This is a genomic window from Catenovulum adriaticum (genome assembly GCF_026725475.1).
Lineage (GTDB): Bacteria > Pseudomonadota > Gammaproteobacteria > Enterobacterales > Alteromonadaceae > Catenovulum > Catenovulum adriaticum.
The window spans coordinates 2,956,802-2,976,821 of sequence record NZ_CP109965.1; the positions used below are offsets into that span (position 1 = coordinate 2,956,802).

Here is a 20,020-nt window from a genome sequence, read left to right on the forward strand (position 1 = left end):
TATAAATGCAAACATTGAATTGGAGAATATTATGCCAAAACTTAGATCCGCAACCACGACTCAAGGCCGCAACATGGCAGGTGCTCGTGCATTATGGCGTGCAACCGGTATGAAAGATGAAGATTTCAGTAAACCAATTATTGCCGTCGCCAATTCATTTACCCAGTTTGTTCCTGGCCATGTTCATTTAAAAGACATGGGTCAACTCGTTGCTCGTTCAATTGAAGAAGCGGGTGGCGTAGCAAAAGAATTTAATACTATCGCCGTAGATGACGGGATTGCTATGGGTCATGGTGGTATGCTTTACAGCTTGCCATCTCGTGACCTAATTGCCGATTCAGTTGAATACATGGTCAACGCTCATTGTGCCGACGCACTCGTTTGTATTTCAAACTGCGACAAAATCACACCTGGGATGTTAATGGCGGCAATGCGTTTGAATGTACCTGTAGTATTTGTATCGGGCGGCCCGATGGAAGCAGGTAAAACTAAACTGTCAGATCAAATCATTAAACTTGACTTAGTTGATGCCATGATCCAAGGCGCAGATCCCAAAGTATCAGATGAACAAAGTGAAGCGGTTGAGCGTTCAGCTTGTCCTACTTGTGGTTCATGTTCTGGTATGTTTACTGCTAACTCAATGAACTGCTTAACCGAAGCTTTAGGTTTATCACTGCCGGGTAACGGCTCTCTATTAGCAACTCATGCTGACCGAGAAAACTTATTTAAAAAAGCGGGCAGTCAAATTGTTGAGTTATGCACTCAATATTATACCAATGACGACGACTCAGTATTGCCCCGCAATATTGCTACCCGCGAAGCGTTTGAAAACGCAATGGCGTTAGATATTGCAATGGGTGGTTCAACCAATACGGTTTTACATTTATTAGCTGCTGCGCAAGAAGGTGGCGTTGAATTTGACATGGAAGCTATTGATCAAATGTCACGTCGAATTCCTAATTTAAGTAAGGTCGCTCCAGCCACTCAAAAATATCATATGGAAGATGTTCACCGCGCTGGTGGGGTTGTTGGTTTATTAGGCGAATTAAATCGAGCAGGTTTATTAAACCAAAATGTAAATCATATTTTGGGCGGCAAAATGACTGATGTGCTCGACAAATGGGACATTATGGTCACTCAAGACGAAGCCGTAAAAACATTTTACAGTGCTGGTCCGGCTGGGATTCGTACAACCAAAGCATTCTCTCAAGATTGCCGCTGGCCAACCTTAGATGACGATCGTGAAAACGGCTGTATTCGCCGTATCGAAAACGCGTACAGCCAAGATGGTGGTTTAGCAGTGCTTAGCGGTAATATTGCCGTTGATGGCTGTATTGTTAAAACCGCAGGTGTAGACGAAAGCATCTTAAAATTTACTGGTCCAGCTGTCGTATTTGAAAGCCAAGAAGATGCGGTCGAAGGCATTTTAGGTGATAAAGTAAAAGCTGGAGATGTTGTTGTTATTCGCTACGAAGGCCCTAAAGGTGGACCAGGCATGCAAGAAATGCTTTACCCAACTACCTTCTTAAAATCAAAAGGCTTAGGTAAAGATTGTGCGCTGATCACTGATGGTCGCTTCTCTGGTGGTACTTCAGGTTTATCTATTGGCCACGTTTCGCCAGAAGCTGCCAGTGGCGGTACGATTGGTTTAGTTGAAAGTGGCGACATGATTGCGATTGATATTCCAAACCGTACCATTGAATTAGAAGTTGCGGAAGATGTCCTAGCTGAACGCCGTTTAGTTCGCGATTCAAAAGGCTGGAAACCTGAAAGCCGTGAGCGTGAAGTGTCCTTTGCTTTAAAAACATTTGCGATGTTCGCAACCAGTGCCGATAAAGGTGCCGTTCGTGATCGCAGCAAATTAGAAGACTAAATAATTGAGTCGCTGACCACTTCAGTTCACTAATAAAGCGAATATTTTTAACAAAATATTCGCTTTATCCACCAGCTCATATCTATCAACCCGCTAGGTTAAAACAATGACAGAGACACAGCAGCATTTAAGCGCACAAGATTATTTACGTAAAATTTTAGTCGCCCCTGTTTACGATGTCGCCAAAAATACTGATCTCAACCATTTGAGCTCATTATCACAACGTTTACAGCACGATATTTGGTTAAAACGTGAAGACCAACAACCAGTTAAATCATTTAAATTGCGTGGCGCTTATAACAAAATAGCTAATTTGTCAGACGATGCTAAAGACAGAGGGGTTATCACGGCGTCTGCCGGAAATCACGCTCAAGGCGTTGCATTATCGGCCAATAAAATGCGAGTAAAAGCCACAATAGTCATGCCAGAAACCACACCTGATATCAAAGTAGATGCAGTACGAAGTTTTGGTGGTGACTGGGTTGATATTATTTTAATTGGTCGCAGTTTTGATGTGGCCAGCAAACATGCTCAAGCTTTGGCAAAAGAGCATGGTTACACTTATGTGCCGCCATTTGATGACGAAGATGTCATTGCAGGGCAAGGTACTATCGCTAAAGAGCTTTTTGACAGTAAGCGTGACTTAGACATGGTGTTTGTGGCCGTGGGCGGTGGTGGTTTAGCTGCTGGCATAGCCGTTTATTTAAAGCAGCTAAAACCCAACATTAAAATTATTGCAGTTGAATCAGACGAATCTGCTTGTCTTAAAAAAGCATTGGAAAGCGGGCAAAGAGAAACCTTGGATCAAGTGGGTATATTTGCTGACGGTGTTGCGGTAAAAATTATAGGTGAAGAAACCTTCAGATTATGCCAACAATACGTTGACGAAGTTATAACCGTTAACAGTGATGAAATCTGTGCTGCAATCAAAGATACCTTTGATGATACCAGAGCCATTGCTGAGCCGGCTGGCGCTTTGTCTGTAGCCGGAATAAAAAAATGGTTAAGCCAAAATAAACCAGATAAAAAACTGCAAATTGGCGGGATTTTATGTGGTGCCAATATTAATTTTCATACCCTTAGATATGTGTCTGAGCGAGCCGAGCTGGGAGAGAAAAAAGAAGCGATTATCGCAGCCACCATTCCGGAGCAAAAAGGCGCATTTCGTCACTTTTGCGAAACGTTAGCAGGCCGAACCATCTCAGAGTTTAACTATCGTTATGCGCCAACTGAAAATGCACATGTGTATGTGGGTTTGAAATTACGTCAAAGTGATACCGAATTACCAGCCGTACTTGCTGAACTGAAAAAACGCAACATTGAAGGCTTTGATTTATCAGATAACGAAGCCGCTAAAATGCATGTTCGTCATATGGTAGGTGGCCGCGTACAAAACCTAACAAACGAGCGTTTATTTAGTTTTGTGTTCCCTGAGTATCCGGGTGCATTAATGAGCTTTTTAAATACCTTGGGCACTCAATGGAATATAACCCTTTTCCATTACCGCAATCACAGTGCGGCAAGTGGCATGGTATTGGCTGGTTTTGATGTACCTGAAAACGAGCTGGATGAATTACATCAGCATTTAGATGAAATCGGCTACCAATACAAAGAAGAAACCGCTAATCCGGCTTATCACTTCTTTTTAAAAAGCTAGACTATTGCCAATTATTACTTAAATTCAAGAAAGAAAAGCGAGTTAGCCGGGCTAACTCGCTTTAATTTTTTCAATGCGCGCTATCAGTAAATACTCTAACTGATTTGACTCCAAACGAAAATTAATTAACGGTAGACACGCTATTGTATTTATTTAAAAATGCTTCAACTTCTTGCAATAATTTAAGTCGAGATTGAGGGTAAATTAAATGATGCCCTTCGTCTTCTAGCTCAACAAATTTAACGAGCTTATCTTCATCTTCTAACTCATCAAACATATCTTCTGACTGTTCAATATCCACAACTTTATCAATCTCACCATGAATTAATAAAACAGGCGTTTTCACCTGCTTTGCAAAGTTAATCGGTGAAATAGATTCTAAAAAATCATCCGTTACTTTTTTATTAGCCATTGAGTCTTCCCAATACGAAACCACCCAGTGATCACTGCCATGATCGTATTTTTCTTTATCTAACATTTCTGTTAAATCACTAACACCATTTACAGATACTGCGCAGCGATATTTATCGGGTGTAAAAGTAGCGCCCGCCAAGGCTGCGTAACCGCCATAACTAATACCAAAAATACAAACTCGTTCAGGATCAACCTCCCCAGATACCACTAAACTATCTAGCGTATCATTTAAATCACTTTGCATTTTTGCGCCCCATTCACCACGACCCGCCAAGATGTGATCAGCACCAAAGCCTTTAGAGCCCCTAAATTGTGGTTGAATCACTAAATAGCCTCGATTTGCAAAAAATTGAGCTAACCAGTCAAAACTATAATGATCATAAGCTTCAGGCCCACCATGCGGAAGCAGAATAGCGGGTAATTTTTTTGCAGGTCTGCCACTCGCTGCTGGGTAGGTTAATAAGGTGGGGATAGTTAAACCGTCGTTAGCTTTAAACTCGCGAATAGCCACTGGGTTAAAATCGGATACGTCTATATTCTCTCTTTGATTTGCCAGATTGGTAAACCCGTCTTTATTATATAAAAAATAACCACCTAAAATCTCTGGGCCTTGAATATGAAATACAATATTTTTCCAGTCTGGGGAGTAATCAGCGATTTGAATACTATGATCCGCTATTTCACTTTTAATTCCCTGATAAGTTTTATCTAAATTAGCATCAAAAAACTTATAGTCCGGGTAAAAGCCTGCGTATTTAACACCATAAACGACTCTATGGATGTCAGTTAAAACAAACTCAATATCAGCATCCGGATTAACAAAGATAGGGCCTTCAATTTTGCCATCCGCCAACGCCATAGTGTAGTAATTATTACGCCCAGAGTTGTCATACATTAGCATAACGAGTTTGTCTCTTTGCGGTGTTAAGCCCACAAAGCTTTTTGTTCTGATTGGCGTCGTTTCTGTATAAATATCACGCCATGAACGTCCATCTCTCACTTGCACTCTATGTAAGTTTTTTTCGTTATTGTATCTCTCTTGAACAAGTAACTCGCCGTCGCCATCCACAAAAAAATCAATAGCATCATGCGTGCCGTTAGTTAAGCGCCTTGGCTCACGTTTTTTATCTAACCTGACGGACATTAAAGTATAAACAGGAGATTCAAAGCGGGTACCATCTTGCCCATAATAAGCTGGCATCATCACTTTATCTTCGCCTAACTTAACCCCCACTACATCGCTCACTTGAGTTTGACCTCGGTAAATGCCGTAGCCAGGTATGAGTAATTGGCGTATACTTTTATCATTTACATTGTATACATAAGCAGCTTTAACATTATGGCGGCCCGAATACCCATAGAGCCCCATATATTTTGATGTTTTTAGAATCAATCGATTATTATCTAAAAAATAAATATTCTTAGGATCAATTTCAGAGACATCTATTGCACCTAAAACTTTATTACTCGCAACTTCTCTTACCAGTAATAAATCTTGTTTTCCGTCATGATGACGATAAGCAAAATGAGTTCCATCCGGCGAGACTCTGACCATACTAGCCGAGGGTAACGCTGCATAAACTTCCAAAGCTATTTTTTTGGCGTGCAGCGGCAAAATAGATGTAAGGCAAACCAATAAAAGCAATATCCTTTTACATAAAAGCATAGAAAATCCTAACCAATCAAATAGAGTGTATATACAAAACCGCAAATTTAATCATAAAAAAAATAAAAAAGATACATAAAAATAACTTGTAGAAACAAAAATACTACTTCATGATTTTTAAGATAAAAGACGCCTAACATTGATATTTTCTATCATTATTTCTATCTTTGTTATAAATTAAACATTAAACGCTTAATTATAAAAACAGGTTTATGGATGACCACTCTCCCACTCAAAACAACAGCAAGAAGCTTATTTGCTTGGCAACAAAGGTTTGCCTTATTAATTAGCCTTTTCACGCTATGTTGTATTAGTATTTGGTGCTTTTCAGTAGCCGATAATGCAAAGCACCACTTTAAACAAAAGCTTCAACTCATCTTAACCATGCAACCCGATATTAAACTAAACCAACTGAGTCCGTTGTTGGCCAAACAGTTTGATGTAAGCGCCATTTACTATCCAGCTAGCCAGCGCCTAGAAAAGCTTAACCCGACCTCTTTTTTTGATTGGACAACCAAAAGTTCACCTATTGCAATTACAACTGAAGGTGTGAATAGCAAACAAAATATTCAAATAGAATACATAGTACTAGCTGATCATTACGTGTTATTTATTGCCACTGTAACTGGCTTTTTTTGGCTAATTGCTTTATTTGTTTTATGGTCAATCAGCAGGATCAGCGAACGTAAAGTTTTTATGATTGAACGCAAAGCACGCCGAATGCAAATTGCCAGCCGTCATGAAATGGGCAAACGTCCAAACCTCTTTAATTTATTAGATAGTTTGCTCGATGAGCTCAACTTTGCTCGCCAAGAGCAAAGTCGCGTTGATAAATTTATTCGAATTCAAACCTTTTTAGATCCTCAAACTGGTATTGGTAACCAAGTTTATTTTAATAACCGATTAGAAGCATTATTAAATATTGAAGAAAAAATAGCCCAGGGTGCAGTAATCGGACTTAGATTAAATGGACTAGCAGAAATAGAAGAACGACATGGAGATGACACCGCACTTGAAGTGCTGGTGCAATTTACCAATATTATTGAGCAAGCCTTGCAAAGGTATAAGCAGGCTATTTTTGCCCGTCATTCTCAATACGATCTGGGCATTATCATTGCCAATATATCTGTCAAAGAAATCGAGCTACTGTGTAATCATTTAATGCGTTCACTTGCTCATGTTCGAGTGCCCAAAAAAACCGACATTGATAACCTTTTTCATATTGGCGTTGCCACTTTTAAATCAGGTGATTTGTTACCACAGGTGTTGCGCGAAGCAGATATGGCAATTCGCTCAGCTGAATTGCAAGGTCCGTCTAGCTGGTTTATGTTTGAAGAAGAAGACAGCGTTAAAACCATGACAATGGGTTCTCTGCAATGGCGAACGCTATTAGAAAACAAACTTGCAAACAATGGTTTTTTAATTTGTTTTCAGGCTGTAATGAAAACACAGCCTTACCAAGTACACCACCAAGAAGTCATAGTTCAAGTACAAGACCGCCAAGGCCAAATGCTACCCAGTAATTTATTTATGCCTATGGCACATAAATGTGGGTTAGCGACACAAATAGATAAACAAATAATGGGGTTATTGGCGCAGCAATTAACGGCCAGTCAAAACTCGGTTTTAACTAGCATTCATCTAAGCCCAGACTCGCTACTAGATAAATCGTTTAGAAACTGGTTAACGAATTTGTTAGCTGAAAATACTCAATTTGCAGAACAAGTCATTATTGAAATCAGCGAACATGCCATTGTTAATTATATTGAAGAGCTAAGCTACTTTGTGCAGCAGCTAGACAATTTATCGGTACAAATTTTAATCGATCAGGTAGGCCAGTACGTCACCAGCTCTAATTACATAAAACAACTTCCGATTCGGTATTTAAAGCTTCATCCAAGTATTGTTCGCAATATTCATCAGCGCAGCGAAAATCAACTATTTATTCGTAGCCTACAGGGCACTTGTGCGGGGACAAAAATAAAAATATTCGCTTATGGCATAGAAAATCTAGAAGATTGGCAAGAAATTAAAAACCTAGGATTAGCCGGTGCCCAAGGCAGTTATACCACCCTAAAAACCAATCCTTGATTTAATTAATTTACGCCAAGCTTTGCTAAATAATCTTGCCTAACCAAACCTCGCTGAGCAAAACCTCGCCAACCTTGTAACCCACCGGTATGCACCGCTATGATATGATCGCCGTCTTTAAATTGCCCAGCTCGAATTGCATTAAAGAGTGCTAGCATCATTTTACCAGTGTAAATAGGGTCTAATAAAATTTGATAACCTTGGTAAAAATCTTCAATAAAATCGAGTAAGCTTTGTGTTATTTTGCCAAAACCACCTAAGTGCTGGTCACAGCATAACCTCCAATTATCATGCGAGCTGTTTAATTGTGCTAATCCTAACTGGATATCTGCGGCTAAATATTCAGCGTTAGCCAATGCTGCAACCCCAATTGCTTGTTGCCTAGACTTAAGTTGACTAATAATTCCAGTAAAACTCGTCGCACTACCAACAGGACAAATAATATGGGAAAAGTCACAATTTAATTCACCAATCAACTCTGCAACCCCTTTCATCCCACTCGCGCCAAAACCCCCTTCAGCAATTATGCAAGCATTGGGGTGTTTTGCTTGTAGCTCATTTAAGTACGTAGGATTGTTTTTTTGCCGGTAAGTTTGTCTATCTACGCATTCAATTGTCATCCCTAGCGCTTGGCAATCTTTAAGCGTTTCATTGTTAGGATCTATCCCATCAGCTCTCACTATCGCATGGGCGGGTCGTTTAAAGTAATGACAGGCGTAAGCCAGCGCATGCAAATGGTTACTATAAGCCCCCCCAAAAGAAACAATAGGTTGATCTGAATCTGATTTAAAGTAATCTTTTAGTTTACGCCATTTATTGCCTGATAAATTAGGATGAATTAAATCATCTCTTTTAATAGATAGTTGAATATTTTGGTCTGTCAGGTGTTTTATTGATAGTGGCTGTAAGGGGCTAGGCAAAATAAACACGAAAAGTAAAACTCCCGTTTAATAAAAAATCGAAAATATCCACTATATTAAAGGTAAGTTGTTAATCAATATAGCTATAATGAGTAAAAGCCAATAGAATGTTAGCCAAAGGCAAAAAAGTAACAACTTATACGCTTCTTTAAGATAAGTATTACCACTTTCAAACAATAATAAATTAGACACTATGGCTGCTATTATAAAAAAACTAACCGCCAAATTCAGTTCAAAATCCACGAGTAAATATGCTGGCGTGATTATGATGAACGGCATTGGATTTTATTTATTAATTTATGCAAAAGGCAGCAAGCAACCTATTCATTCTCAGCAGCAACACCATGTCGAAGGTGAGTCATGGCAAGATACATTAAGCCATTTTTTACAACACCCATTATTAAAACAGTCAGTGGTAAGTATTGTGTTGCCAAGCGATCAATATCAAATGCTGATTGTTGATAAACCAGATGTAAATGAAAGCGAGCTACCCAACGCGATACGATATTCAGCAAAAGATTATTTATCAACTAATTTAGAAGATGTAGCGATAGATTATTTTGATATGCCAATTCAAATGTTTGGCCAAAACAAAGTGAATTTAGTGGCCGCTAAGCTCAGTTTTATAAAACCGGTTATCGATATTTGTTTACGCTATTGCCATCAAATCCAGCGAATAACTATTGACGAACTTGCTTATCAAGACTTATTTATCGATGTGCAAGAAGCATCCATGCTAGTGATTCATCAGCCTAACGAAGAGCTGCTGATGCAAATCGTAAAAGATGGACAGCTTTACTTTTTTAGACGAATTAGAGGCTTTAGCAAACTCAATCAATATACAGAGTTTGAAATAAACCAAGGCGCAATTGATAGCCTGAGTATTGAAATTCAACGTTCACTTGATTATTTTGAGAGCCAATTAAGACAAGCCCCCGTAAAACGAATTTATATTTCAGTCAGCTCTATGTTTGAACCACTATTAATTGATAAAATTGGCGAAAATTTTACCATGCCAGTGCTCCCACTCAAAAACAGAGTTGTCGATGAACTACCTGAAACAACTGAAAACCAACATGGCTTTTATCCTGCGGTGGGCGCAGCCCAAGAATTAATACGGGGAACGTATTAATGAAACATAACGTGAATTTTTATTTTGATGAATTCAAACAAAAAAAACAAATTATATCGCTAAAAAAAGCGTTAATGCTTACTGTCATCATCACGTTATTAGTTATATTTTTTGCTTTTACCAGTGCGCAAAAAGCTCAACAAAAACAACAGTCACTTACGAAAATGCGCATATTGGTAGCTGAGAAACGAGCGCTGGTTAGTGAATTTGAGAACGCGCTAAAAAGCCGAAAATTGGATCCGAAATTAACTGAACTTATTGTCCAGCTACAAAAGAAAATTGAAATTAAACAACAAATAACTCAGCAAATTCAAGACAGAAGTCAAAACCAAATAAACGGATACTCACAACTCATGGCCGATTTATCACAAACCATGCCCACGGGAATCTGGCTTAACAAAATCAGCTTTAGCGATGATCAAATCGAACTAGCAGGCGCAACCCAACAGGCTCAGTTACTACCCAAGTGGTTGCAAAAACTCGAGCAATCAACCTATTTTAATGACCGAGCGTTTAATAATTTGCAATTAAGTAATATAGAAAACAAAAACCTAACCACCTTTAATGTGATTAGCTTAATTGAGCCAGAGGTAAACTAAATGAGCTTTACTGCATGGAAAACTCAATTTAGCGCATACGAAAAACAATTTTCAGAACTCAGTACTCGAGAAAAAGTTTTAATTTTATTATCTACCATTGTTGGGATAGGTTATATTGGCTTTACTTTTTTTATTGAACCGCATTTAACTGATTTATCGCAAAGTAAGCTTGAATTAACACAACTAAATACAGAGCTAAGCCAACTAGAAAGCAGCGCCCGTGAATATAAAAAGGCACTGCAAGTGGATATCAACCTACCACTAAAACAACAAATTTCAGGATTAGAAAAAAAACTAAGTTTCGCCGAGCAAGAAATCAACCAAATTAGCGACCAGTTAGTTCAAGCGCAACAAATGAGTCAAATGTTAGAGGCTATGCTTAGCCAAACTCACTCACTAAAGCTCCTTAAATTACAATCTTTGCCTGCCGTTAATTTGCTAGCAAAACCAAATAAAAATGACTTTATAGAGCCTAATAATCAATTACCAAAAACTGAATTAGCCGTAAGTAAAAGCTCAATTGGTTTATACCAACAAGGTATTTTGCTCACTATTGAAGGAAATTATCATGATATCCATCAATTTTTACAACAAGCCGAACAGCTACCTTGGCGCTTTTATTGGCAACAATTTAATTACCAAGTTGGCCAATATCCAACCGCTCAACTTGAGTTAAAATTGATTACCTTAAGTTTATCTGAGGGTTTTGTAAGCTTATGAACATCAGCACCCGCTTTTCACTCGCACTAATGGGCTGTTATTTACTTTGCTCAACCTTTAATTTGGTTCATGCGGAGCAAAAGCTCGGTAAAGATCCGACTCAGCCTGCATTCAGTGCAGCAACCTCACCCGCTAGTCAAAGTGTTCAAAAAAAACAAAACTGGCAGCTACAAGCCGTAACATATAGCAGTAATAAACAAACCGCTATTATTAATGGTAAAAGCTATCTAGCAGGCCAGTGGCTAACGAAACAAGTTAAATTAAGGCAAATTTTGCCAGACGCTGTTGTTATTCTAGTTAATAATAAAGCACAAACTTTGACCTTAAGAGCCAACAAAATTAAAACTGAAGTTAATGGAGCATTTAACTAAATGCAGAGTCAAAATTCCGTTCAATATAATAAAAAAACATTATTAAACAGCTTGCTGGTATTTTCACTAATAAGTAGCTTACTCGCTTGCTCATCTACAAAACTCGACCCTGAAATTGAAAAAAGTTTAAATGAACCAACTCAGTCTCAAGCCAAAACTGAAATCCCAAAAGAAGTATTAGCCGACCTTATTCCACAAATTAATAACTTGTCTAATCAACCCCAGTTACAAGAAAAACGCTATGATATTGATGCGAGCCAAGTACCAGTTGGTGCTTTTTTTCAAAGTTTAGTTTCAGACACCCCGCTTAATATTGTGGTTCACCCAAAAGTAACCGGCGACATTAGCCTGACATTAAAAGGCGTTAGCTTACCTGAAGTTATTGAAGTCATTGGAGATATTTATGGTTACGACATCCAATTAAAAGGCCGGTTATTAAAAGTTTATCCAGCTGGCGTTCGCACAGAAACTTTCTCTGTTAATTACTTAGCCATGCAACGCAATGGTGTGTCTTATACATCCATTCAATCTGGTGGTGTTAGCAACCCAACCAATAACCAGAGTGGAAACAATTTAAGCTCTAATTCATATGCCAACTCAAATTCAGGCTTAGGTTTAGCTGGCCAACAATTTGAAAACAACAATAGCGTCGAGTCCAGTAGTTTATTAAATAATGGCACTCGAATTGTTTCGTCTAACCAAAATCATTTTTGGAAAGATTTAACCAATGCTTTAAAAGGCTTAGTCGGCGAAGATGAAAAAGCGAATATTATTGTTAATCCGCAAGCAGGTTTGATTACAGTTCGTGCACAGCCAGAAGCATTACGAAGTATTCGCTCATTTTTACAAGCCACTGAAGAGCAAATGCAGCGGCAAGTTATTTTAGAGGCAAAAGTAATTGAAGTCAGCTTAAGCGATGCTTACCAACAAGGTATTCAATGGGAAACCATTTTAGGCTCAGTTGATTCAACCGAGGTTGGGTCTACCCGGACCGGTACAGCGTTAGGCAATAACATTAGCAATGCGCTAGCTGGCGTAACGAGTATCTCATTTAATAATGGTGATTTTTCCGGCTTATTAAAACTATTAAAAACTCAAGGTAATGTTCAGGTATTATCTAGCCCAAGACTCACAGCCGCCAACAACCAAAAAGCAGTGATAAAAGTTGGCACAGATGAATATTTTGTTACCAATGTATCAACAACCACAGTAACTGGCACAGCGACAACCTCCTCACCCAATATTGAACTAGAACCTTTTTTTAGTGGTATCGCCTTAGATGTCACGCCGCAAATTGATAGCGCCGGCAGCGTCATTTTACATGTTCACCCATCTGTGATTGATACCAGTGAGCAAGTAAAAGTGGTGACGTTAAATGAGCAAAATTTCACCCTACCACTCGCGCAAAGTAATGTCAGAGAATCGGACACCATAATTAAAGCTAAGTCTGGTGAAATTGTCATTATTGGGGGCTTAATGCAAACGATAACCTCAGATAAAAGCTCGAGTGTGCCTTTATTAGGTGATATTCCGGGATTAGGTAACTTATTTAGTTCTATTTCTCAAGAAACCCAAAAGAAAGAATTGATCATTATGATCAAACCTACGGTCGTGGGACAAGGTAGCTGGCAAGAACAATTACAGCGTTCATCTGAATTATTAGATAAATGGTATCAATAGAGGAATATTAATGTACTTATACCATTTTGGTTTGCGAGAGCTGCCGTTTACCTTAACGCCAAATACTCAGTTTTTTTTGGGCCTACCCAGCCACCATGAAGCACTACAAACTTTATTAACCGCCCTAAAAATGGGTGAAGGTTTTATTAAAGTGACAGGTGAAGTTGGTACGGGTAAAACTTTGTTATGCCGCAAGTTAATGAATGATATTCCGGCTGAGTTTGTGACCGCTTATATTCCCAACCCTTATTTGCAACCTGATGAACTTAGATTGGCGTTAGCACAAGAGCTTGGAATTCATTGCGATCAAATAAACTCTGCACAATTAACTCAATTAATTCAGCAAGCACTATTAGATATATCAAAACAAAACAAAACTCTAGTTTTAATATTAGATGAAGCCCAAGTACTGCCAGAAGAGAGCCTTGAAGTTTTACGTTTATTTACCAATTTAGAAACCGAAAGCCGAAAATTAATTCAGCTGGTTTTATTTGCCCAACCTGAGCTTGACGAAAAGCTCAACAAACATAGCTTGCGGCAAGTAAAACAACGTATTACTTTTTCATTTAAATTAAGTGCGTTGTCAGAAACTCAAATTCAGCCTTACTTACATCACAGGATGACTGTGGCAGGCTTTAAAGGCTTACCTGTTTTTTCAGAGCCTGTATGCAAAAGTATTTATCAGCTCACTCAAGGCACCCCTAGAATTGTTAATATTATTGCACATAAATGCTTAATGTTAGCTTATGGTGAAGGCAAGCAAAATGTAGAACTTAAACATGTTAAAGCGGCCAGTTCAGACACAGGCATCAGCACCAACAAAACTCATATAAACACCTTAGCTTTAAAAAAAATGGGCTTATTAACAGCTGCTAGCCTTGCTGTTATTGTGCTTGTATTACTAAGTCTTAAATTATCAGCTGGAGCATTTTGATGAGTGTAATCAACCAAATGCTGAAAGATTTGGACAAACGTCAATCGAACCAAGCTGATCCGGGCGTAGATTATCCAAAAATTCCGGTGCAGCCAGAGCAAACCGCCGCTTCTAAAAATCGCTATTGGCTATTTGCCATTATATCTTTGGTTATAGTTATAACCGGACTAGGTATTGCCAACTGGCTAAAACAGCCTGAGTCGACGCAACCAAGCCACCCACTTGCTGAAATGAATAATCGGGATATAACCTCACAGGCACCCGAAAAAACCTCGCTTAAACCGCTGACCATTAAAGATGAAAACACCCAACAAAATTTAGCGAAGGCGGCAAAAAAAGCCTTGGTGCCTGCTGTTATGTATCAAGCAGCCCAGACAAGCAAACAAGAGCCCCCAAGCTCTATTCAAAACCCTGACCAAAATTCAAACTCGCAGGCCAGTTTGAAAACAGATCCGATTGTAAATACAAGTTCAAACGCTTCTGAAAATAACCCAGTTCAGCAAAATGATATCTCAGCTAATAATACTGAGACGGTTAAAAACACAGCTAAAAATACCACACCACCAGCAACTGACGACGCCTTCGTTAACATAAATAATCAGCTAAAAACTTCAACCCAGGCTGCGACTGACAATATAAATAAAGCGTCAAACCAGCAAGACGATCGTTTTATGAGCATAAATCCAACTCAACAATCTAATACTAAAATTGCCCACAATAAATTAGAACAAGCAAAAGCCTTATTAGACAAAGGACAATTTGTAAAAGCCGAACAATTATTACAATCCGCTTTAACTTTGCAGCCAGACTTACACAAAGCCAGAATCACATGGATGAGCATTCGTTACGGAGAGCAAAATTTACCAGCAGCTCTTGCAGTACTTCAGCAAGGCATAAAAAGTTACCCTGACCATTTGGCTTATCATTTATTAGCTGCTCGCATTTTATTAGAAATGGACAAACCCGATCTAGCATGGACACTCATTGAAAACCAACATCCACCCATTAGCAGCAACACAGGTTTTTACCAATTAAAAGCGTCATTAGCGCAGCAGCTTAACTTAGCTAAACAAGCCTTAAAAAACTGGCAAGCATTACTAAGTATTAACTCTATGCAAGCCAACTGGCAATTAGGCGCAGCTATTGCGGCAGAACAAGCAGAACTGCCCGCGCAAGCCATTATCCATTACCAAAAAGCCTTTAATTTAGGAGGTTTGAGCAAAGCCTCTCGTCAGTTTATTCAGCAAAAATTAGCGAGTTTACAGCCATGATGAAACCTAAACTCAAAAAGCGGCTCGGTGATTTATTAGTTGATGAAGGTATTATTACCGAAGGCCAATTAACGACAGCATTGGAGCAACAAAAAACATCAGGCCGAAAGCTGGGGTCTACATTAACTGAATCAGGCGCAATATCTGAGCGTCAATTATTAACTTTTTTAGCGCAGCAGCTTAATGTGCCTTATTGGGATATTTCACAAAAGCGAATTAAGCCTGAACTGGTGCGAAAAGTCCCAGAGGTACAAGCCAGACGCAATCGTACTTTATTAATAGAAGAAGACGATAAACACTACACCATTGGCATGAGCGACCCGGCAGACATTAATGCAATTGATGCTATCTCTGGCATTTTAGTGGATAAAGATATTCAAATTGTAGCTGTGCGTGAAAGCCAAATTTTAGAAGCTTTTGATAGTCTATATCGACGAACGGCCGATATTCAATCGTTCGCATCTCAACTTGAAAACGAATATAGCGAAACTGAAGATTTTGATTTAGGCGGCTTTGCTCAGGCAGGTGATGAAGAAGAAGCTACTGTTGCTAAGCTTCTTAACACCATATTTGAAGATGCCGTTCAGGTAAAGGCCTCAGATATTCACATTGAGCCAGACGAACGAGCCGTAAGAATTCGGCAACGTGTTGATGGGGTTTTACAAGAATCGATTTTAAATGAAGCCAGCATCGCTCAAGCATTAGTGTTGCGATTAAAGCTTATGGCGGGTTTAGATATTTCAGAAAAACGATTGCCTCAAGATGGTCGCTTTAATATTCGGATTCGTGGAAAAAGCATAGATATTAGGATGTCGACCATGCCAATTCAGCATGGTGAATCTGTTGTAATGCGTTTGCTTGACCAATCTGGCGGCATATTATCACTTGAACAAACCGGTATGCCTGATGACATTTTACTGCGAATTAGAAATGTACTACAACGTCCACACGGTATGATTTTAGTCACAGGCCCAACCGGTTCAGGTAAAACTACCTCGCTTTATGGCGCTTTAAGCGAACTGAATCAATCCAGCCATAAAATAATTACGGTTGAAGATCCGGTTGAGTACCGCCTGCCCAGAATCAATCAAGTACAAGTTAACAGCAAAATTAACCTTTCTTTTGCGAGCGTATTAAGAACCGCATTGCGTCAGGATCCTGATATTATTATGGTTGGCGAAATGCGGGATACCGAAACAGTTGAAATTGGTTTACGTGGTGCACTGACCGGCCATTTAGTTTTATCAACGCTACATACTAATGATGCTGTCAGCAGCGCAATTAGATTAATTGATATGGGCGCACCCGGCTATTTAGTCGCCAGCTCGCTCAGAGCCATAGTCGCCCAGCGATTAATTAGAAAAGTATGCGAAGACTGTAAAACTGAATATCAGCCAGAACCTCATGAAAAAGTATGGTTAACCGGGATTGCTCGTAACGACATCAGCCAGCAAACCTTTGTCGAAGGAACAGGCTGCCAAGCCTGTAACTATGTTGGTTACCGCGGACGAATTGGGGTGTTTGAATTGTTAGAGCTTGATGAAGACATGATGAATGCACTAAAACGAGACGATACTGAAGCATTTTCTCATTTTGCTAAACTCAGCCCTCACTATAAAAGCTTAGCTGCCGCAGCATTAGATTATGCCACAACTGGGGTTACCTCTGTCGCTGAGGTGTTAAAGCTAGTTGAAAACATTGCCGAGCTGGATAAATACGCTCAGCAATCAGCCGAACCTCAAATTCAAGCGGATTAAATAATGGCTAATTTTTCGTATACAGGCAAATTAGCAGGCAGAGAAGTCAGTGGCACGGTTGACGCCATTAATGAAGCGGCAGCAGCTGACAATTTAATAAAGCGTAATATTACCCCGCTTCATATTGAGCTCAGCAAAACAAACAAAGCAAAGACAAATCAAAACTTTGATGTTTCACAGTGGTTTATTCCAAATGTCAGCTTGGAAGATCTAGGCATGTTTTCGCGCCAAATGTATTCGTTGGTTAAAGCAGGCATTCCGATTGTAAGAGCCATGAATGGATTAGCGGATACCACCAATTCAGTCAGGCTCAAACAAGCTTTGCAAAAAGTAAATACAGAGCTTGAAAAAGGCCGTGCGCTTTCAGCTGCGCTCGCCGCCCATCCAAAAATATTCTCTCGCTTATTTATCAGTATGATCAATGTCGGGGAAAATACCGGTAAATTAGACGAAGCATTTTTGCTGTTGTCCGAGTACTTTGAAAAAGAGCAGTCAACCCGCAAACAAATCAAATCGGCAATGCGCTACCCAATGTTTGTACTATTGGCGATTGTGATCGCCATCTTTTTAATGAATTTATTTGTCATCCCCACATTTGCAGCTATGTTTGCAAAATTTAATTCTGAACTGCCATGGACAACTCAATTTTTGGTAGGCAGCTCTAATTTTTTTGTACATCACTGGCCTTTATTAATTGTAGCGATCTCTGCCTGCATCTTTACCATAAAACGATACGTAAATAGCCGCAGCGGGCGTTACAAATGGGATAAAATAAAGCTTAAAATCCCAATTGTAGGTTCCATTATTGAACGCTCAACCTTATCTCGTTTTGCTCGCTCTTTCGCGATGATGCTGCAATCTGGCGTGCCGCTAACCCAAGCGCTGAATTTAGTGGCCGAATCTGTCGACAATGCTTATATGGCCGACAAAATACTCAGTATGAGAAAAGGCATTGAGCGCGGTGAAAGCCTGCTACGAACCGCTAATGCTAGCAACCTATTTACCCCGCTAGTAATGCAAATGATCGCAGTAGGTGAAGAAACCGGACAAGTTGATACTATGTTAACTGAAGTAGCTGATTTTTATGACAGAGAGGTCGATTTTGATTTAAAAAGCCTAACCGCAAAAATTGAACCTATACTCATTACTATTGTAGCGGGCATGGTTTTAATTTTAGCGCTTGGCATATTTATGCCAATGTGGAATATGATGGGCGCAATTAAGGGTCGCTAATGAAACTAAGGCCGCGCGTACCGCCCGTTAAACAAAATAGCTATTTTGTATTTAAATTGATACTCGCTATTAGTATTAGCTTAGGTTTATCAATGGTATGGCTAATTGAGTTTAACGAAACAGAAAATAATGTGACCTATGCTAGCTTTAAATTAATCAGCAAAGATTTTAATAACGCCGTCAACTTAGCACACGTAGAATGGTTAAGAATGGCTCGGCCAACCAGTATAAAAATATATGCCGATTTAGAAAATTTAGCCGATTTTACTAAAATAAAAATGAACAATCGGGGCTGGCCTGATATATCACCAAATAATAGCGCAGGCTGCGCCAAACTATGGCAAAACTTACTAAAACAACCATTAGAAATTATTCATCAAAACATTACGGTCCGGTACAATAACCATACCTGCATTTATCAATTGAATCAGTCACAGGTATTAACCTACCAAATGAAACAGGGTCAGGTAACCTACCACAACCAAGGAGTGACATATGAAAGCAATAAACACTAAACAAACGGGTTTTTCACTGGTTGAATTAGTCATAGTGATCATTATATTAGGTTTATTGGCTGCGACCGCTTTGCCTAGATTATTAAGTGTGACAGATGACGCTGAAGATGCCACCGTTGAAGGCGTAGCAGGTGGTTTTGCCACTGCGGTAGGTTTAGTGCGTTCACAATGGGAATTAGAAGGCAGACCGGGTTCATCTGGTGGCGACAGCGCTGCGACCGTTAATTTAGATGGTGTAGTGGTTGCAGTAGATCCAAGCAGAGGTTACCCAACAGGTGGTGAAAATGATTCAAATTCAAGCGCCAATGCGTTAACCGCCACTGATTGCCAAGCGATTTTTATCAGTATTTTGCAAAGCTCGCCTAAAATAACCACCGGCTTTAGTGGCAACAATTCAGCCAGTTTTGCTGAAAACGACTATTACACAACAACGGGTACCAGCGGCGGACAAAGCACTTGCCTGTATTATTTAGTGCAAACCGTAAAAAGTAATAGCGCGGCACCTAGCGGTACAAATATTGGCAATGGCTTTGAATATTTACCACAAACCGGACAAGTCAGCGTATTTAGTAATAATTAACTTAATTTGTAACATTAAACAAAATAATTTGCGATTGCTAGCAAAATTAAAGAAAAACTTTGATAGCAATTAAATACCAAATAAACTAAATTCAACTTAACAAATTACATGAGGTGTTATATGAGAAGTAATAAAGGTTTTACCTTAATCGAACTAATTGTCGTTATTGTCGTTTTAGGCATCTTAGCAGTGACTGCTGCACCTAAATTTATAGGGGTTCAGGATGAAGCAAATGGAGCAGTTGCTGATGGGATTGTTGGCTCAATTACGAGTGCAATGTCAATGACCCATGGTAAAGCGCTTGTTTCAAGCAGCACTGCAGCAGACGATGATGTGAGTGATTCAAATTTAGGCACTATTGAAATGGTGTTTGGCTATCCTGAAGCAAGCAGCTTGGGCATAGGCAAAATAATAGACCTTCCTCAAGGATGGACACCTGGCAATGCTAGCGCAGCTACAAGCACATATACGCTAAAAAAAGATGATTGCACTATCACCTACACTGAAGCAGCTGATGCAAGCAGCACTGCAACTGTTGCAAAAGTTTGCTCATAAATAAAACCAATAGTTAAAGAGGGATATTTCCCTCTTTAACTTAATATACCAT

General features: G+C 39.3%; 17 protein-coding genes. 15 read left to right on the top strand and 2 right to left on the bottom strand.

All coding sequences use genetic code 11. From position 1 onward, the window contains the following. Window positions 1–31 precede the first annotated feature (31 nt). Complete coding sequence (gene ilvD / locus OLW01_RS13020) at window positions 32–1,873, top strand: dihydroxy-acid dehydratase (RefSeq protein ID WP_268074346.1); 1,842 nt, start codon at window positions 32–34, stop codon at window positions 1,871–1,873. Window positions 1,874–1,979: 106 nt separating this feature from the next. Further along, the gene (ilvA, locus tag OLW01_RS13025) at window positions 1,980–3,530 is read left to right on the top strand and encodes a threonine ammonia-lyase, biosynthetic (RefSeq protein WP_268074347.1); all 1,551 of its coding nucleotides are present in this window, start codon (window positions 1,980–1,982) and stop codon (window positions 3,528–3,530) included. A gap of 121 nt (window positions 3,531–3,651) precedes the next feature. Here the strand turns inward: ilvA and OLW01_RS13030 are convergent, their stop codons facing one another. Continuing rightward, window positions 3,652–5,610, bottom strand: a complete 1,959-nt coding sequence (locus OLW01_RS13030; RefSeq protein ID WP_268074348.1) for an alpha/beta hydrolase family protein — start codon at window positions 5,608–5,610, stop codon at window positions 3,652–3,654. A gap of 216 nt (window positions 5,611–5,826) precedes the next feature. Here OLW01_RS13030 and OLW01_RS13035 point away from each other — a divergent pair, with 216 nt between their 5' ends. Then, the gene (locus OLW01_RS13035; RefSeq protein ID WP_268074349.1) at window positions 5,827–7,701 is read left to right on the top strand and encodes an EAL domain-containing protein; all 1,875 of its coding nucleotides are present in this window, start codon (window positions 5,827–5,829) and stop codon (window positions 7,699–7,701) included. A 5-nt stretch (window positions 7,702–7,706) separates the two neighbouring features. Here OLW01_RS13035 and OLW01_RS13040 read toward each other — a convergent pair whose 3' ends face one another. After that, window positions 7,707–8,621, bottom strand: a complete 915-nt coding sequence (locus OLW01_RS13040; RefSeq protein ID WP_268074350.1) for a 1-aminocyclopropane-1-carboxylate deaminase/D-cysteine desulfhydrase — start codon at window positions 8,619–8,621, stop codon at window positions 7,707–7,709. Between the two features lie 265 nt (window positions 8,622–8,886). Between OLW01_RS13040 and OLW01_RS13045 the strand changes: the two genes are divergently transcribed. From OLW01_RS13045 to OLW01_RS13100, 12 genes are all read left to right on the top strand, one after another. Beyond that, window positions 8,887–9,753: a hypothetical protein gene (locus OLW01_RS13045; protein WP_268074351.1), complete on the top strand. Its 867-nt coding sequence runs from the start codon at window positions 8,887–8,889 to the stop codon at window positions 9,751–9,753. Then, on the top strand, window positions 9,753–10,352 hold the full coding sequence (locus OLW01_RS13050; protein WP_268074352.1) for a PilN domain-containing protein: 600 nt from the start codon (window positions 9,753–9,755) through the stop codon (window positions 10,350–10,352). Before OLW01_RS13045 ends, OLW01_RS13050 begins: the two co-directional genes overlap by 1 nt. Beyond that, window positions 10,353–11,072, top strand: coding sequence for a hypothetical protein (locus OLW01_RS13055; protein ID WP_268074353.1), 720 nt, complete (start codon window positions 10,353–10,355; stop codon window positions 11,070–11,072). It abuts the gene before it with no gap. After that, window positions 11,069–11,443: a general secretion pathway protein GspB gene (locus OLW01_RS13060; RefSeq protein ID WP_268074354.1), complete on the top strand. Its 375-nt coding sequence runs from the start codon at window positions 11,069–11,071 to the stop codon at window positions 11,441–11,443. The genes OLW01_RS13055 and OLW01_RS13060 overlap by 4 nt, the downstream gene beginning before the upstream one ends. Then, window positions 11,444–13,123 carry a pilus (MSHA type) biogenesis protein MshL gene (gene mshL, locus OLW01_RS13065; protein WP_268074355.1) on the top strand — a complete coding sequence of 560 codons (1,680 nt, stop codon included), beginning with the start codon at window positions 11,444–11,446 and terminating at the stop codon, window positions 13,121–13,123. Window positions 13,124–13,133: 10 nt separating this feature from the next. Next, complete coding sequence (locus OLW01_RS13070; RefSeq protein WP_268074356.1) at window positions 13,134–14,057, top strand: ExeA family protein; 924 nt, start codon at window positions 13,134–13,136, stop codon at window positions 14,055–14,057. Continuing rightward, on the top strand, window positions 14,057–15,328 hold the full coding sequence (locus OLW01_RS13075; RefSeq protein WP_268074357.1) for a tetratricopeptide repeat protein: 1,272 nt from the start codon (window positions 14,057–14,059) through the stop codon (window positions 15,326–15,328). The genes OLW01_RS13070 and OLW01_RS13075 overlap by 1 nt, the downstream gene beginning before the upstream one ends. Beyond that, window positions 15,325–17,085 (top strand): GspE/PulE family protein, encoded by a 1,761-nt coding sequence (locus OLW01_RS13080; protein WP_268074358.1) that lies wholly within the window; start codon window positions 15,325–15,327, stop codon window positions 17,083–17,085. The genes OLW01_RS13075 and OLW01_RS13080 overlap by 4 nt, the downstream gene beginning before the upstream one ends. Before the next feature lie 3 nt (window positions 17,086–17,088). Next, window positions 17,089–18,318, top strand: coding sequence for a type II secretion system F family protein (locus tag OLW01_RS13085; protein ID WP_268074359.1), 1,230 nt, complete (start codon window positions 17,089–17,091; stop codon window positions 18,316–18,318). Further along, on the top strand, window positions 18,318–18,833 hold the full coding sequence (locus OLW01_RS13090) for a hypothetical protein (protein ID WP_268074360.1): 516 nt from the start codon (window positions 18,318–18,320) through the stop codon (window positions 18,831–18,833). Before OLW01_RS13085 ends, OLW01_RS13090 begins: the two co-directional genes overlap by 1 nt. Beyond that, window positions 18,814–19,413: a pilus assembly FimT family protein gene (locus OLW01_RS13095; protein ID WP_268074361.1), complete on the top strand. Its 600-nt coding sequence runs from the start codon at window positions 18,814–18,816 to the stop codon at window positions 19,411–19,413. The genes OLW01_RS13090 and OLW01_RS13095 overlap by 20 nt, the downstream gene beginning before the upstream one ends. 120 nt (window positions 19,414–19,533) lie before the next feature. Continuing rightward, entirely contained in the window at window positions 19,534–19,968 is a 435-nt protein-coding gene (locus OLW01_RS13100; protein ID WP_268074362.1) for a type II secretion system protein, read from the top strand. The last annotated feature ends 52 nt before the right edge of the window (window positions 19,969–20,020 follow it).